This is a genomic window from Streptomyces sp. NBC_01450 (genome assembly GCF_036227505.1).
Taxonomy (GTDB): Bacteria; Actinomycetota; Actinomycetes; order Streptomycetales; family Streptomycetaceae; genus Streptomyces.
Genome location: NZ_CP109480.1, coordinates 8,639,003 through 8,655,040, shown reverse-complemented (window position 1 = coordinate 8,655,040; position 16,038 = coordinate 8,639,003). Strand labels below are relative to the sequence as shown.

Annotated in this window: 13 protein-coding genes; 8 read left to right on the top strand and 5 right to left on the bottom strand. The window is 70.6% G+C overall.

Going from position 1 to position 16,038, the window contains the following annotated elements; all coding sequences use genetic code 11:
- Nucleotides 1-127: 127 nt before the first annotated feature.
- Nucleotides 128-1,150: a phosphotransferase family protein gene (locus OG568_RS38455; RefSeq protein ID WP_329534870.1), complete on the top strand. Its 1,023-nt coding sequence runs from the start codon at nucleotides 128-130 to the stop codon at nucleotides 1,148-1,150.
- 5 nt (nucleotides 1,151-1,155) lie between these two features.
- Nucleotides 1,156-2,370, top strand: coding sequence for an acyl-CoA dehydrogenase family protein (locus tag OG568_RS38450; RefSeq protein WP_266415825.1), 1,215 nt, complete (start codon nucleotides 1,156-1,158; stop codon nucleotides 2,368-2,370).
- Nucleotides 2,371-2,515: 145 nt separating this feature from the next.
- Here OG568_RS38450 and OG568_RS38445 read toward each other — a convergent pair whose 3' ends face one another.
- From OG568_RS38445 to OG568_RS38435, 3 genes are read right to left on the bottom strand one after another with little or no spacing between them, the layout of a single operon-like run.
- Complete coding sequence (locus OG568_RS38445; RefSeq protein ID WP_266415823.1) at nucleotides 2,516-3,109, bottom strand: TetR/AcrR family transcriptional regulator; 594 nt, start codon at nucleotides 3,107-3,109, stop codon at nucleotides 2,516-2,518.
- 56 nt (nucleotides 3,110-3,165) lie between these two features.
- Nucleotides 3,166-4,827, bottom strand: a complete 1,662-nt coding sequence (locus OG568_RS38440; protein ID WP_266415821.1) for an AMP-binding protein — start codon at nucleotides 4,825-4,827, stop codon at nucleotides 3,166-3,168.
- Entirely contained in the window at nucleotides 4,824-5,588 is a 765-nt protein-coding gene (locus OG568_RS38435) for an SDR family oxidoreductase (protein WP_266623476.1), read from the bottom strand. The genes OG568_RS38440 and OG568_RS38435 overlap by 4 nt, the downstream gene beginning before the upstream one ends.
- A gap of 229 nt (nucleotides 5,589-5,817) precedes the next feature.
- Here OG568_RS38435 and OG568_RS38430 point away from each other — a divergent pair, with 229 nt between their 5' ends.
- A complete protein-coding gene (locus OG568_RS38430) occupies nucleotides 5,818-7,071 on the top strand; it encodes an exo-beta-N-acetylmuramidase NamZ family protein (RefSeq protein WP_329534869.1) in 1,254 nt (417 codons plus the stop codon).
- Nucleotides 7,072-7,181: 110 nt separating this feature from the next.
- Nucleotides 7,182-8,516, top strand: coding sequence for a serine-threonine protein kinase (locus OG568_RS38425; RefSeq protein WP_329534868.1), 1,335 nt, complete (start codon nucleotides 7,182-7,184; stop codon nucleotides 8,514-8,516).
- A gap of 34 nt (nucleotides 8,517-8,550) precedes the next feature.
- On the opposite strand, the gene OG568_RS38420 is transcribed toward OG568_RS38425, so the two are convergent.
- Nucleotides 8,551-11,343, bottom strand: a complete 2,793-nt coding sequence (locus OG568_RS38420) for a penicillin acylase family protein (RefSeq protein WP_329534867.1) — start codon at nucleotides 11,341-11,343, stop codon at nucleotides 8,551-8,553.
- A gap of 368 nt (nucleotides 11,344-11,711) precedes the next feature.
- On the opposite strand from OG568_RS38420, the gene OG568_RS38415 reads away from it, so the two are divergent.
- From OG568_RS38415 to OG568_RS38405, 3 genes are all read left to right on the top strand, one after another.
- On the top strand, nucleotides 11,712-12,314 hold the full coding sequence (locus tag OG568_RS38415; protein WP_266581405.1) for a hypothetical protein: 603 nt from the start codon (nucleotides 11,712-11,714) through the stop codon (nucleotides 12,312-12,314).
- A 422-nt stretch (nucleotides 12,315-12,736) separates the two neighbouring features.
- A complete protein-coding gene (locus OG568_RS38410) occupies nucleotides 12,737-13,465 on the top strand; it encodes a 3-keto-5-aminohexanoate cleavage protein (RefSeq protein ID WP_329534866.1) in 729 nt (242 codons plus the stop codon).
- A 133-nt stretch (nucleotides 13,466-13,598) separates the two neighbouring features.
- Nucleotides 13,599-14,666 carry an RNA ligase (ATP) gene (locus OG568_RS38405; RefSeq protein ID WP_329534865.1) on the top strand — a complete coding sequence of 356 codons (1,068 nt, stop codon included), beginning with the start codon at nucleotides 13,599-13,601 and terminating at the stop codon, nucleotides 14,664-14,666.
- Between the two features lie 69 nt (nucleotides 14,667-14,735).
- Here the strand turns inward: OG568_RS38405 and soxR are convergent, their stop codons facing one another.
- Entirely contained in the window at nucleotides 14,736-15,263 is a 528-nt protein-coding gene (gene soxR, locus OG568_RS38400; protein WP_329534864.1) for a redox-sensitive transcriptional activator SoxR, read from the bottom strand.
- A gap of 128 nt (nucleotides 15,264-15,391) precedes the next feature.
- On the opposite strand from soxR, the gene OG568_RS38395 reads away from it, so the two are divergent.
- Complete coding sequence (locus tag OG568_RS38395; protein WP_266415803.1) at nucleotides 15,392-15,853, top strand: MaoC family dehydratase; 462 nt, start codon at nucleotides 15,392-15,394, stop codon at nucleotides 15,851-15,853.
- Nucleotides 15,854-16,038 lie beyond the last annotated feature (185 nt).

Below are 16,038 nucleotides of genomic sequence, written 5' to 3'. Positions count from 1 at the left end.
GCACGCCCCGGCGTCTCCCCCGGCTTCCGGGGGGAGACGCCGATCACGTTTCGCCCCGACGCTGGACGACATACCGACTGGTCGGCATCATGGTCCTGTCCAGTTTCCCGGCGTGCAGGAGAAAAGAATGAGTCCCGACCACCCGCCAGGTCTCGATCTCGACCGACTGCGCGTCCTGCTCGACAGCGAGCGACCCGGTCTGGTGCACGGCCCGCTGACCGGCCGGCTGATCGAGGGCGGGCGGTCGAACCTCACGTACGCGATCACGGACGGCGCCACGAGCTGGGTCGTCCGCCGGCCTCCGCTCGGGCATGTGCTGGCCACCGCGCACGACATGAAGCGCGAGCACCGGGTGATCAGCGCGCTGCACCCGACGGCCGTCCCGGTACCGCGTCCGGTGCTGCTGTGCGAGGACGAGGAGGTGCTGGGCGCCCCCTTCTACGTCATGGAGTTCGTGGCCGGCACCCCGTACCGCACCGCCGAGCAGCTCGCCCCGCTCGGCCCGGAGCGCACCCGGAACGCGGTACTCGGCCTCGTCGACACCCTCGTCGAACTGCACGCCGTCGACCCCGCCGCCGTGGGCCTCGCCGACTTCGGACGTCCCGAGGGCTTCCTCGACCGGCAACTGCGCCGCTGGGGCAAGCAGTTGGACGCGTCCAGGAACCGTGAGCTGGCAGGGATCGACGAGCTGCAGGCGGCTCTGGGGCGCGCGCTGCCGCACTCCCCCGCGCCCGCGGTCGTACACGGCGACTACCGGCTCGACAACGTGCTGATCGACGCGGAGGACCGGATCACGGCGATCCTGGACTGGGAGATGTCCACGCTCGGGGATCCGCTCACCGACCTCGGCCTGCTGGTGATGTACAGCGCGCCGCTGGACCTGCCCGACTCCCCCATCAGCACGACCGCCTCGGCCGCCGGGCACCCGGACCCGGCCGAGATCATCGAACGGTACGCCGCGCGCTCGGGCCGCGACGTGTCCGACGTCGCCTGGTACACGGCGTTCGCCTGGTTCAAGCTCGCCGTGATCCTGGAGGGCATCCACTACCGCTACACGCTCGGCCAGACGGTCGGCGCGGGCTTCGACCGCATCGGTGAACTGGTCCCGTTCTTCATCGAGCACGGTCTGACCACTCTTCAGGAAGGCTGACCCGCATGGACTTCGCATACGACGCACGCACCGAGGAACTGCGCGGGAAGCTGCTCGCCTTCATGGACGAGCACGTCTACCCGGCGGAGGCGGTCGCGGAGGAGCAGCGCGCCCGGCTGGCCTCCCCGTGGGACACGCCCGCGGTGGTCGGGGAGTTGAAGGCGGAGGCCCGCAGGCAGGGTCTGTGGAACCTCTTCCTGCCCGACGCGGAGTACGGCGCCGGGCTCACCAACCTCCAGTACGCGCCGCTCGCCGAAATCACTGGCCGCAGCCCGCACTTGGCGCCCACCGCGCTGAACTGCGCCGCGCCGGACACCGGCAACATGGAGGTGCTCGCGCAGTTCGGCGACGAGCGGCAGAAGAAGCAGTGGCTGGAGCCGCTGCTCGCCGGTGAGATCCGCTCGGCGTTCGCGATGACCGAGCCGGAGGTGGCCTCCTCCGACGCCACCAACATCACCACGCTCATCGAGCGCGACGGTGACGATTACGTCATCACCGGCCGTAAGTGGTACATCTCCGGGGCGATGAACCCGGACTGCAAGATCTTCATCGTGATGGGCAAGACGGACCCGGACGGGCCGGACATCCGCCGCCAGCAGTCCATGGTCCTGGTCCCGCGCGACACCCCGGGGCTCGAGGTCCGGCGCGCCATGCAGGTGTACGGCTACGAGGACCACTCCCACGGCGGGCACGCGGAGGTCGTCTTCGACCATGTCCGCGTTCCCGTGAGCAACCTCGTAGGCGAGGAGGGCGGCGGCTTCGCCATCGCCCAGGCGCGGCTCGGCCCGGGCCGTATCCACCACTGCATGCGGCTGATCGGCATGGCCGAGCGGGCGATCGAGCTGATGTGCCGCCGGGCCGTGTCCCGTACGGCCTTCGGCAAGCCGCTCGCCCAGCAGGGCGTGGTCCAGAACTGGATCGCGGACGCGCGCGTGGCCGTCGAGCAGCTCCGTCTCCTGGTCCTGAAGACCGCCTGGATGATGGACACCGTCGGCAACAAGGGTGCCCACACCGAGATCCAGGCCATCAAGATCGCCACCCCGCGCACGGTCGTGGACATCCTCGACAAGGCGGTGCAGCTGCACGGTGCGGGGGGTGTCAGTCAGGACTTCCCGCTGGCCGAGCTGTGGGCGAGCGCGCGCACGCTGAAGCTCGCGGACGGGCCGGACGAGGTGCACCAGCGGTCGCTGGCGCGACGGGAGATCAAGAAGTACGTGTGACCGTCCGGTCCGGTGGGGCGGTGACGGGCTTTTCGCCCCCGCCGCCCCTACCCATTCCCGTCCCCTGGGGGCCGCGCCCCCGGACCCCGCAAAAGATCGCGCAGTGCCCCGCGCCCCTTTTCATGGGCGCGGGGCACTGCGGTCCCTACGGCCGTAGCGCGCGCAGCAGCAGGTCCGCCAGGTGGTCGGCGACCTGCTGGGGGGTGAGGGGGCCATCGGGGCGGTACCAGGTCGACAGGTGGTGCACCGAGCCGAAGTGGTAGTCGACGACCAGGTCGGCCGGGGTGGCGGTGGAGAAGACGCCCTTCTTCTGGCCCTCCTCCACGAGCGCGCGGAAGCGTTCGTGGTAGCGGCGGCGCTCGGCGCGCACCTGCTTGTCCTTCTCGGGGCTGAGGTGGTGCATGGAGCGGAAGAAGATCGCCGCGTCGTCGAGGTTGTCGATCGTGGTGACGACTACGTCGGCGGCGGCACCCCGCAACCGCTCCTCCACCGGCGCGTCGGCGTCGGCGAACGCGTCCAGCCGCTCCTGTTGAAGCCTCAGCACACGCGCGTACACCTCGTGCAGGAGGTCGTCCTTGGACCCGAAGTAGTGGTACAGCGCGCCCTTGGTGACGCCCGCCGCCTCCACGATCTCCTGCACGGACGTGCGGTCGTAGCCCTGCTCGGCGAAGAGCCGGGTGGCGGCGGCCAAGAGCCGCTGCGGGACGGGCGTACCGTCTCCGTCCGTCGTCCTGGGCACTGCCGCCACCTGCCTTCCAAGCGTTTGTCCGGTGAAACGCGTCGTCTGCTGGTCGTCTACTGAGAGTCCTGGGGACGGGAACGCAGTTCCCGACGGAGGATCTTGCCACTCGCCGTCTTCGGCAGCTCGGGCAGGATCTCCACGTACCGCGGATATTTGTAGGCGGCCAGTCTCTCCTTGCAGTACGCGGCGAGCGCGTCGGGGTCCTCGTCGGCGCCCGGCCGCAGGCTGATGTAGGCCTTCACGGTCTCGCCGCGGTAGCCGTCGGGGATGCCGACGACGGCCGCCTCGCGGACCGCGGGGTGCGTGTAGAGCACGTCCTCGACCTCGCGGGGCCACACCTTGAAGCCGGACGCGTTGATCATGTCCTTCTTGCGGTCGACGACGTAGAGCCAGCCCTCCGGGTCCATGAATCCGATGTCTCCGGTGCGCAGCTCACCGTCCGGGAAGGTCTCGGCGGTGGCTTCGGGACGGCGCCAGTAGCCGGGCACGACCTGGGGCCCTCGTACAAGGATCTCGCCCTGTTCCCCGAAGGGCACCTCCTGGCCCTGGTCGTCGACGATGCGTACGACCGTGTCGGGGCCCGGCACGCCGACGGCCAGCGTGCCGGAGACCGGGTCGACGGGAGCCTCCCGGTGCGGCGGTACGGAGGCGCAGGGCGCGGTGCACTCGGTGAGTCCGTAGCCGTTGCGGATGTAGGGCCCGACGCCGGCCCGGAACTTCTCCACCAGGGCGGGCGGCAGCGGCGCGCCTCCCGAGGAGATGTTCACGAAGGAGGAGAAGTGGTCCGGCGTGACCGCCGGATGCGCCGCGAGTGCCATGAAGGCGGTCGACGGGCCCACCGTGTACAGCGGCCTGTGCTCGGCGAACGCGTCGAGGACGACCCCCGCCTCGAAACGGTAGGCGAGGACGAGCGTGCCCGCGCTGTTGAGGCAGGCGGCGAGCTGGCAGACCATCCCGGTGATGTGGAACAGGGGTGCCATCGCGAAGTAGACGGGCGCCTCGGGCAGCCCGAGCCCCGTCCGCTGCCGCTCGGCGTTGTACATGATGTTGCCGTGCGTGTTGGTGGCCCCCTTGGGGGTGCCGCTCGTCCCGGAGGTGTAACTGATCAGCGCGATGTCGGAGGGCTCCGCGTCACGCCCTTCGGGGGCCTTGTGGCCCGCCCGGGCGACGGCCACCAGATCGTCGGCGTCCGCGGCCTGCGGCAGCCGCTCGAAGGTCAGCACACGCGCGTCGCCCCGCGTCTGGAAGTCCAACTCGCACCCGGTGAGGACGACGCTGACGGCCGAGTCGGCCGCCGTGTCGCGCAGATACGACTCCCACGCGCGGTCGGAGCACACCAGGGCGCGTACGTCCGCGTCGTGCAGGACGTGACGGACCTCGCCCGACTTGTACATCGGGTTGACCGGCACGACGGTCGCGCCCGCCTTCCAGGCGCCGAGCAGCGCGAGCACGAAGTGCGGGGAGTTCTGGAGCAGGATCGCGACGCGGTCGCCGCGCTCCAGACCGCGGGCGGCGAGGTGCCCGGCGACGGAGTCGCTCAGCTCGTCCACCTCGCGGTAGCTCAGCCGCCCGTCGAAGTAGGCGAGCGCGGCGCGGTCCGGGGCGGCCGCCACGGCCCCGCGCAGGGCGTGCACCAGGGAGTCGGCCGGGCTCACCGGGCCGCTCTGGGCGTCATTGAGGAGGGCGACCCAGGGCCGGTCGGCGTACGTGGTCATCGGGTCGCCTCCCACTTCTGCTGGATGTGGTTCATGTTCGCCAGCCAGTGGTCCGGCTGCGTGGCCCGCACCTGGTAGTACCCGGCGACCTCGGGGTGCGGCAGGATCAGGAAGCGGTCCTCCGCGATCCCCGCGAAGAGCGCGTCCGCGACGGCCTCCGGCTCGATGGCGGTCGGCTGGAGGACCAGGTCGCCCGCGCTGCCGGTGGCGTCGAGCATGTCGGTGCGCACGCCCTGCGGACAGATCGCGTGCACCTTGAGGCCGCGGTGGCGGTAGGTCAGCGACAGCCACTCGGCGAAGGCGTACGCGCCGTGCTTGGTGACGCTGTAGGGCGCGGCGCCGATCATGGTGAGCAGTCCGGCGGCGGAGACGGTGGAGACGAACCGGCCGCTGCCACGCTCCAGCCAGGCCGGGAGCAGCTCCTGGGCCGCCCGTACGTGCGCCATCACGTTGACGTCCCAGGCGAGCGCCCAGACCTTCTCGTCGGCCGACTCGCTGCCGGCCGAGGGAAGGCCCGCGTTGGCGCAGTAGACGTCGATGGTGCCCCCGAGGGCGTCCCGGGCCTCGGCCACGATCGCGGACGCGTCGCCGGGAACCGCGATCGCCCCGATCTCCTCGGCCACGGCCTTCGCCTTGGCGGCGTCCAGGTCGTTGACGACGACCCGGGCCCCCTCGGCGGCGAAACGACGGGCCAGCGCGGCCCCGATGCCGCCCCCCGCTCCGGTGACTACGACTCCCGCATCCTGCACGGCTTCCACCATCGGTCTCCTTCGACACGACGCGACACAACACGGCTCAGCTGCGACCCCAGACTAACCAGTCGGTATGTAGCGAGGGAAGGGGCGTACTTTTCAGGGGGGTGGGGCTGTGTCACATATGCGGCTCCGCCGGGTGGGCCCGACCGGCCGCGTACGGCCTGCCGCTTACGCACCGTCCGCGGGAGCGCCTAACGTGCCGGTACCAGCCTTCCGCGATCACGGAGGTCCCCCCATGTGCCCTTCCCGCCGAGCCCTCCTCACGGCCACCGCCACGGCCACCGCCACCGCCGCCTTCGCCGCGACCCGCACCACCCCCACCACGACGGCATCCCACGCCGACCCCCTGCGCACCGGCTTCGAGCAGCTCCAGGCATCCGGCTACACCGCCCTCCACGGCCGGCGCGTCGGCGTCGTCACAAACCCCACCGGTGTCACGCGAGACCTTCGCCACATCGTCGACGTCATGCACGCCGACCCCCACGTCGAGCTGACCGCCGTCTTCGGCCCGGAACACGGCTTCCGCGGCACCGCGCAGGCCGGCGGCTCCGAGGGCCGCTACGACGACCCGGCGACCGGACTCCCGGTCTACGACACGTACCTCAAGAGCGGGCGACCTCTCGCCGACATCTTCACCGCCTCCGGCGTGGACACCGTCCTCTTCGACATCCAGGACGTGGGCGCGCGTTTCTACACGTACATCTGGACGCTGTACGACTGCATGGAGGCGGCCCGGCTCGCGGGCAAGCGCTTCGTGGTGCTGGACCGGCCGAACCCGGTGACCGGACGGGCGGCCCAGGGCCCGATGCTGCACAAGGAGTTCGCGACCTTCGTCGGACGGCAGCCCATCGCGCAGGCGCACGGGATGACGGTGGCGGAGCTGGCCCGGCTGTTCAACGGGAAGTTCCTGGCGGCGCCGGTGGAACTGACCACCGTACTGATGTCGGGCTGGAAGCGGTCGGACTTCTACGACGCCTCCGGCCTTCCGTGGGTGCCGCCGAGCCCGAACATGCCGACGGCCGACACCGCCCTGGTGTACTCCGGAACCTGTCTCTTCGAGGGGACGAACCTGTCGGAGGGGCGCGGCACGACCCACCCGTTCGAGTTGCTGGGCGCGGAGGGCATCGACGGCCGATGGGCGCTGGAGGCGAACCGGCTCAAGCTCCCGGGCGTGCGCTTCAGGGAGGCGTATTTCGCTCCGACCTTCTCCAAGTTCCAGGGAAAGACGATCGGCGGCGTGCAGATCCATGTGCACGACCGGGCCGCGTACGACCCCGTCCGCACCGGAATCGCCCTCCTGGTGACCGCCAAGAAGGTCTGGAGCGGCTTCACCTGGCGCTCGGACAACTGGATCGACAAGCTGACCGGTTCCACAAGCGTGCGCAGGATGATCGACGCGGGGACGACGGCCGACAAGATCGTGGCCGCCTGGCAGGACGAACTGAAGGCTTTCCAAGGGATCCGGAAGGAATATCTGCTCTACGGATGAACGGAAAGAACTTCTTTTCCTTGGATGGGTCGTGACCTATGGCCAATCTTCGCCCCCGGTAGGACGATGCGCCCACATCGCACCGCCTTCGGGGGACGAGGGGGCTTGCCATGGCGGATCCGGCAGTCAGTGTTTCTCCCTATTGGGAACTGACCTTCGACGCGGACGGAGACGTGGACGGCCGGGAAAGGGACCGGCTGCTCGCGGAGGTGCCCCGGCGCGGAGTGCGTGATCTGATCGTCTTCGCGCACGGCTGGAACAACGACCGTTCCGGCGCGACCCGTCTCTACAGCCAGTTCTTCGCACCCGTCCCGGACCTCGCGCCGCACGCGCGTCTGGGGTACGTCGGTGTGGTGTGGCCCTCGATGCGGTTCTCGGACGAGCCGATCCCCGACTTCCCCCGGTCGGTGGCCGCCGCCGTCTCCACCGGCGTGCCCGCCGCCGCCCGCGCCGCGCTCGACAAGGACACCCGGCACGCGCTCCTTGAGGTGTTCCCCGGCCGGACGACGGTCGTCGAGCAGATCGCACGCCTGCTGGACCAACAACCGGACGAGGGCGCCTCGTTGGAGGAGTTCGGGCGTCTGGTACGGCGGCTGGTGGAGGTGCGCCCGCAGGGACCGCAGGCCGCCTTCGCCGCGGACACGCTCGCGGCGGGGGTGCCCCAGGGCGACCCCGCGATGCTCTTCGGGGACACGGCCACGGCGTGCGGCGAGTTCGCCGATGCGCTGGCCCGGATGGCGGCCCCCGGCGAGGCCTTCGCGCTGCCGCGGCTCTGGGACGGGGCGCGTGAACTGCTGCGCCAGGCCACGTACTACGCCATGAAGCGGCGCGCCGGCACGGTGGGAGAGCGTGGGCTCGGGCGGGCACTCGGACAGCTCGCGACCGCCGCGCCCGGGGTGCGCGTGCACCTGGTCGGGCACAGCTTCGGCGGACGGCTGGTCTCCTTCGCGCTGCGCGGGCTGCCCGAGGGCGTGCGCACGGTGAAGTCCGTGACGCTGCTCCAAGGGGCGTTCTCGCACTACGCGTTCGCCGCGCGGCTGCCAGGCGACCCGCGGTCGAGCGGCGTGCTGCACGGTCTGCCGAGCCGCGTCGACGGCCCTGTGGTGTGCTGCTACTCCCACTTCGACACGGCCCTCGGCACGATCTATCCGCTGGCCTCCCGGATGGCGGACGACGACCGCTCGGTGCTGGGCGTCGATCTCGACCCCGGCCACCTCCTGGGCGCCCGCTGGGGCGCGATGGGACACGACGGGGTGCAGGCGGTGGAAGGCACGAAGACGTTCACGCTCGCCGACGCGCTGCGCGCGAAGCTGCCGGTGTCGGGGTGCGTGAACGTCGACGCGTGCGCGGTGGTGAACCGCGGCGGGCCCCCGTCCGGGGCCCACAGCGACATCTGCCACCGGGAGCTGGCCCAGGTGGTGCTGGCGGCGGGCCGCGTTCAGTGACCCGCCGCCGGGAAGTCCGCGACGCGCTCCGGGGTCACCGGTGCGACGTGTACTCCACCACCTGCTGATAGGTCGGCCGGTTCTGCCAGGTGATCTTGCCGTGCTTGATGCCGCCGAGCGTCCGCTGGACGATCGAGTCGGCACACCACTGGTCACCCGCCGAGCACTGGTCGTCGCCCGGGTAGACCTGGGCGGCCGTCAGGCCGGCCGCCGTCTTGAGCGTGCTGATCAGGGTGTCCCGGCAGGCGCTGAGACTGCCGCTGCCGCAGTACTTCTGCGACAGTCCGCCCTGCACCGACTCGCCGAGGACCGCCCGGATGTCCTTGTCGACATAGCTCCACCAGCCGTACTGAAAGGAGCTTCCGGCGTGTGCGCCGGTCGGGCCGTGCGCGGCCGACGGCGACTCGTCGATGGGCAGGTTGTTGGAGAAGGCGGTGTACAGGTCGGTGCCGAGACCGGGTTGGAACTCGGCCTTCACCAGCAGCGGCCACCAGGCGTCCAGGATGCGGATCGCGTCGGCGTTGGCGTAGGCCTTCGAGCCGGCCGAGGTCTCCTTGCGCTTGGCGCCGGCCGTCACCCAGTCGGACAGCTTGGTCACCGCCGCGGCGGCCGTGGTGTCCGTGACCGTCGAACTGTTGATGACCTTCAGCAGCTTCGGCAGCACGTCCTCGGCCCGCAGATCGGCCAGCGCGGCGTCGGCCATCGCCTTGGTGAGCGAGGACCTGGTCACCCCGCCCGCGGCGACCAGCTTCTTCACCCGGTCCTCCAGGAGGTTCCCGCGGTGCACGGAACCGTCGCCCCAGGGGGCCGTGGTGTAGTCCTTGGCCTGCTTGTTGTTCCAGGAGATGTAGTAGTCCTGGTCGATGGAGTTGGGGTGGGCGGACGGCGGGGTGTACGAGGCGGTGTTCGTGGTCGGGTCCCAGTTCTGCCACTCGTAGGCGGCCTGCGCCCGGACCGGGAACTCGGCGTCGACGCCGGTCGCGCGCACCGGGTTGTCACCGCTGTTGTAGTACGCGGTGTGCGAGGAGTCGGCGTAGAACCAGTTGAAGGTGTAGTTGATGTGCTGCACCGCGCTCTGGAACGTCCCCGGGCTCTTCACGTAGTCCGGGTCGTTGAGCATCTGGAAGCCGATGATCGAGTCGGCCTCGTGCATGTAGGAGGAGCGCAGGGTCGTGTACGCGACCTTCTTGCCGCCGACCGTCGCGCGGTACTCCACGGGACCGTACTTGGTCCGGTAGACCTGCATGCGGTACGAGCCCGCCGCCGTGCTGTCGGCCGTGGTGGGCTTCCAGGAGTTGGTCCGCTCCACCTTGTCCATGGCCGTGCAGGTGCCGTGGTACAGGTAGTGGTAGTCGTCCTGGCACAGCTCGACGGCGTAGGTGTCGATGATGTCCTGGCCGGAGGTCGTCGCGCTCCAGGAGTAGTCCTGGCCGCGGCCGAGTTCGACGTACATGCTCAGGCCCGCGAAGGAGGCGCCGCGCGCGCTGAGGCCCGGGCCCTGGATCTCCTGGAGCATGAGGAGCTGTGGCGCGAAGTAGCCGGTCTGCGGCCCGAAGACGGCGATCGGATGTCCGCTGGCGGTGTACTTGCCGCTCACCACGAGGGCGTTGGACATCCCGCGCTTCGCCGAGGTGAGGGTGGTGGCGGCCGCCGTCGCCGAGGTGCTGGTGGCGGTGGCGGTCGCCGCGCTGCCGGTGCGGTCGTAGACCAGCGGCTCCTGGGTCACCGAACCGGCGTCGGGCAGGGCCTCGCCCTGCGCGGTGTCGGGCTTCGAGGCGTACGGGAAGCTCTCGCCGTTGTGGACGGTGAGCACCGCTTCGGGGTCGTTGCGCTCGCGGAAGGACTCCCAGACCTTGGTGCCCTCGGTCACGCCGTACTTGGACTGCGCGGCCAGCAGCGAGATGGCGTTGTTGACCTCGCCGCCGCCTCCGGAGCCGAAGAGCGAGCCGATGACGGAGGCCAGCGCGACCAGGTCGGTGATCTTGAAGTGGTCGATGGTGCCGGCGTTGGTGATGGAGTCCTTGTGGCCGGTCAGGACGTACTCGCCGGGGAAGTAACGGCCGCTGTCGGAGGCGTCGATGTAGGCGTTGATGCCGTCGATGTAGGCGTTGGCGTCGCCGAGGGCCTGCTGGCCGCGGGTGCCGTTGTTCGCGATGGCGTTGTCGATCTGGGTCTGCAGATCGGCCTCGGTGTAGGGGGCGTTGCGCCAGAACTCCTGCTCCAGGCCCTGGTTGGAGGGGGCCCCGCCGGCGAAGGAGGTCAGCTGGCCGCGGCCGACGTGCCGGAAGACGTCCATCAGCCACAGCCGGTCCTGGGCGGCCGCGTACCCGGCGCCGTACTCGGTGCCGTAGCGGGTGGTGCCGGTGATGTGCGGCACACCGGTCTTCTTGTCGCGGACGATCGTCACGTCGGTGCGTCCGCCGGGCGCGGTGGTGGAGGCGACCTGGTCGGAGGCGACCCCGAACGACGCGTCGTTGAAGAAGTCGTTGATCTTGGCGTCGGTGAGCGTGGCGGCGCCCGAGGCCAGGTTGTTGTAGGGGCCGAGCTGGTCCTCGGCGTGGTCGGGCTGGATGCCGAAGGCCTGGTTGAGGAGGATCTGGGCGAGGGTGGCGTTGCCGTTCTGACCGGGCGGGAGGATGTCCGAACACTGGCCGCCGCAGTAGTCGTTGGCGGCGAGCGCGGCCGTGCTGTCGGCGGCCGCCGCCTGGGTCAGCGGGGACAACAGGGCGGCTATGAGGGCACAGATGGATGCCGCCCCGAGGAACTTGGGGAATCTGCGGGGAGTTCTCAGTCTGTCGAGTGCGGTGCGTGCGGTGCGCCGTGGCATGGCTGCTCCTACCGACGGGGGTGGGCCGGACGTTACCGCCGGTATCCCCGAGTTGGAAGATGAACATGCGTCAACTTTTCAACGATCACTGAGCTGTTCAGAGGTCACGAGCCGTTTAGAGATCGAGTGGCCCTGCGGAGCCGACGACCGACACCCCGGCACCCGGCACCCCGACCCACAGGCTTTTCAACGGGTGACTGACAGCGAAGGGAGGTAGGCCGGAGGGAGTTCGGCCGGTGGCTTGTGGCGCTCATCGGAAATTGGATGGAGCCGAATCACGTGTCGATACGTCTACTCGGCGACGTCCTTGGGACGGCGACGCCGAAGTGACCGAAGTACAGGTGCAGGTGTGACGGAGGTGCAGGGCGATGGCGGGTTTCCGGAGTCTGGCGAGACAGGTGCGAGATCCGAGGAGTGATCTGGCACTGCGACGCTATTCACTGCGCAAGTGCCTGGAGAGGTTCGCCCCTTACGGGCATCGGGCGACCTGGGACCATCTCTGCTCCCGGGCCGGGTTCGGTCCCGAGGACCGGTCCCCCGATCCAGCGCGGCTCGTGGCCGCACTGGACGAGTTGGAGGAGGCCCGCTCCGTCTGGCTCGCCTACGAGGTCGAGTTCGCCGAACGCCGCAAGAAGGAGAAGCACGACGGGCTGCGCCGGCCGGGCAGCGTGGACGACTGGCACCGGCTGACCTGGGGCGGTTTCGGCGTCGCGTGGTGCGACGATCCTCGGATCCACCCCCATGAATCACTGGCCGAGGTGCTGCGCCGGCTGATCGCCGCGCTGGAGCGCGAACCGGACACGGTCTGCCCGGTCTGCACCGGTGAGCGCCTCATCTGGAAGTACGACCTGGCGCACGAACCGTCGTCGGGTCCCGTCTGCACAGGCTGCGGAATCGTCGTGCCGCGGCCCGTGCTCACGCCCGAGGCACTGGCGGAGGCCAGGCGCGGGCGGTTGCTGGTCTCCGCGTGAGCGCTCCGCTGGGTTGAGCGGGGCGGTCGGGTTACGGGAACTGCGGGTGAGTCGTCGGCTGCGGGGTTGTCCGTGGCTGGGCGCGCAGTTCCCCGCGCCCCTTAGGGGCGCCGCCCCCGCCGGGGTTGTTCAGCGGCGACTGGATGGGCGGCATGCGAGGAGAGATGTCGGCTGCCGGGTTGTCCGTGGCTGGGCGCGCGGTTCCCCGCGTCCCTTAAGGGGCGCTGCCCCGCCGCAGTTGTTCGGCTGCGGCTGGATGGGCGGCGTGCGAGGAGAGATGTCGGCTGCGGGGTTGTCCGTGGCTGGGCGCGCGGTTCTCCGCGTCCTTTAAGGGGCGCTGCCCTTGCCGGGGTTGTTCAGCTGCGGCTGGATGGGCGGTTCCCCGCGTCCCTTCGAGTGCGGGGTCTGGCAGGCTCGGAGGCATGGTGCAGGTTTGTCTGAACGGGGGTCGGGGGGCCGGCGACGGGGTTGGCGTGCCGATGATTCCCGGGGCCATGGGGGACTCGGCGGCCGGGGCGGTCCTGGCGGGGGCGTCGGACGTTCATGTGCACCCGAAGACGCCCTGCGGACGGGACACCTTGTCGGCGAGGGTGGTCGCGGCGACGCTCGAAGCGATACGGGCACGGGTGGCCGTCCCGGTCGGCGTCACCACCGGCGCCTGGGCCGAACCCGATCCCAGCGCCCGCGTGGAGCGTGTCCGTTCCTGGACCGTCCTGCCCGACCACGCCTCGGTCAACTGGCACGAGCCGGGCGCCGAGGAGCTCGCGGCCGCGCTCCTCGACCGTGGGATCGGCGTGGAGGCGGGCATCTGGTCCGGCACGGACGGCGCCGCCCGGTTCGCGGGATCGCCGCTCGGACCACGGGTGCTGCGCGTACTGGCCGAGGTGACGGACGCCTCTCCGGAGACGGCCGAGCGGTCGGCCCGCTCCCTCCTGGCGGACCTGGGCACCGCGCACGGCCGGCCCGTCCTGCTGCACGGCGAGGAGGGCGGCACCTGGCCGGTCCTGAGACTCGCGGGACGGCTGGGGCTCGCGACCCGGATCGGCCTGGAGGACACATTGGTCCTGCCGGACGGGCAGCGGGCGATGTCCAACGCGCGGTTGGTGGAGGAAGGGTTGTGTGAGTACCGGCGAGCCCGGCGCTCGCCGTAGCGGTACGGCCTCGCCGCGCGCCGAAGAATCCGACGCTAGCAGCCGCAAATCCGCTCGCTCCACCCCTTTCTCCTCGGGACAGTTGGGCGCGATGAAACCCCGTTGAGGTACCCGCGGAACCCGAGGAGTCCCCATGTCGACGCTGCGCGTCACCGCCGAAGTGCTGACCGTCCACGAGCATCCGAACGCCGACGCGCTCGAACTGGCCCAGGTGGGCCTGTACCGAGCTGTCGTCGCCAAGGGCGCCTACCGCACCGGCGAGAGTGCCGTCTACATCCCCGAGCAGTCCGTGCTCCCCACCGAGCTCATCGAGGAACTGGGCCTGACCGGACGCCTCGCGGGCCCCGGCTCCGACCGCGTCAAGGCCGTACGCCTGCGCGGTGAGCTGTCGCAGGGCATCGTCTGCCGCCCCAAGGCGCTGGCCGACGTCGACCTGGCGCGGGCCGTCGCGGACGGTACCGACTTCGCCGAGGCGCTCGGCATCGTCAAGTGGGTGCCGCCGATCCCGCCCACCATGAACGGCGACGTCGAGTCCGTGCCCGATCTACTGCCCTGGGTCGACATCGAGAACATCCAGCGCTACCCGGACATCTTCGCGCCGGGCGAGAGCGTCGTCCTGACGGAGAAGCTGCACGGCTCGGCGTGCCTGGTGACCTACCTGGCGGACGAGGGCCGCGCGCACGTCTCCTCCAAGGGCTTCGGCGCCAAGTCGCTCGCCCTCAAGGAGGATCCCCGCAACCTGTACTGGCGCGCCGTCCACGGCCATGGCGTCGCGGTGGCCGCGGCCCGGCTCGCCGAACGGCTCGGCGCCCGCCGGGTCGGCATCTTCGGCGAGGTGTACGGGGCGGGCGTGCAGGACCTGACGTACGGCGCCGACGGCCGCCGCGAGTCCCTCGGCTACGCCGTGTTCGACGTGTCCGCGGAGATCGACGGCGAGGTCCGCTGGCTGGACGCCGCCGCGCTCCTCGACGGCGAACTGCCGTTGGTGCCACGGCTGTACGAGGGCCCGTACGACATCGACCGCGTCCTGGAGGTCGCTTCGGGCCGGGAGACCGTGTCCGGGCGCGAACTGCATCTGCGGGAGGGTGTCGTGATCCGCCCGGCCGTCGAGCGCTACAGCCCCGTGACCGGCGGCCGGGCCATCGCGAAGGCGGTCAGCCCGGCGTATCTCACGCGCAAGGGCGGCACGGAGTACGAGTGACGGGCCGGGCGGTCGCAGCACGGGAGCCGCTGGTTCCGCCCGTCCACGGGGCGGGCCGAGGGGTGCCCCTCAGCGGCACTCCTCGGCCGCGTGCCGCGACTGCCGCGACTCCTGTGACTTCTGCGGCTCCGGCCGCGTGGTGACGCGCTCCGCCATGAGCCGGGAACCCGTCTGGCGCTCGCCGAAGACGTCGTCGGGGTTGGACAGCACGCAGTTCTCCAGGGACAGACAGCCGCACCCGATGCAGTCGGTCAGGTGATCCCGCAGCCGGCTCAACTGCCTGATCCGCTCGTCGAGTTCGGAACGCCAGGCCTCCGACAGCCGGGCCCAGTCCGCGCGCGTCGGGGTGCGCTCCTCGGGGAGTTCGGCGAGCGCCTCGCGGATGGTGGCGAGGGGGATGCCGACGCGTTGGGCGGCCCGGACGAAGGCGACACGGCGCAGCGCGTCGCGGTGGTAGCGGCGCTGGTTCCCGGTGGTGCGACGACTGCTGATCAGGCCCTTGGACTCGTAGAAGTGCAGGGCGGAGACGGCGGCGCCGCTGCGGGCCGACAGCTGGCCGACGGTCAGCTCGTGGATCTTCTCAGGGATCTGGGGCACCCCTCCAACCCTACCTACTTCGTCATCCGCCCTACCTACTTCGTCACACGTCCGGTCCGTTGACATGCGCCCCGTGCCCGACCATGCTAAGCAGTTGCTTAGACATAGAGATGCGGGAGGTCGGGAAGATGGCAGAGCCGAGGACGTTCGCGACGGTCGACGAACTGCGGGCCGCGGTGGGCGAACAGCTGGGGTACAGCGACTGGGTCGAGATCGAGCAGAAGCGGATCGACCTCTTCGCGGAGGCGACCGGCGACCACCAGTGGATCCATGTCGACCCCGAGAAGGCCGCCGCCGGCCCCTTCGGCACGACGATCGCGCACGGCTACCTCACCCTGTCGCTCCTCCCGCTCTTCGGCCCGCAGCTGATCAAGGTCGAAGGCGTGAAGATGGGCGTCAACTACGGGACGAACAAGGTCCGTTTCCCCGCCCCCGTACCGGTCGGCTCGCGGCTGCGCGCCACCGCGAAGATCACCGGAGTCGAGGACGTGACCGGCGGCGTCCAGGTGTCCGTGGCCTTCACCGTGGAGCGCGAGGGCGGCGACAAGCCGGTGTGCGTCGCCGAGTCGGTGTCGCGCTACTACGTCTGAGCACCCCGCACGCGCCCGGGGCCGCTAGGGCCTGTCGTCAAATTCCCGTCGTCCGCCCGAAGGGCGGGCCCGGCGGCGTCAGGTGCGTGCTCTCGGCGTGCCGGGCACAGACCCTCGTACTGGTTGTACTCGGGTCTGTGCCCGGTGCGGCGAGAGGGCGTGCATGGCGTCGCAGGGCAGACGGG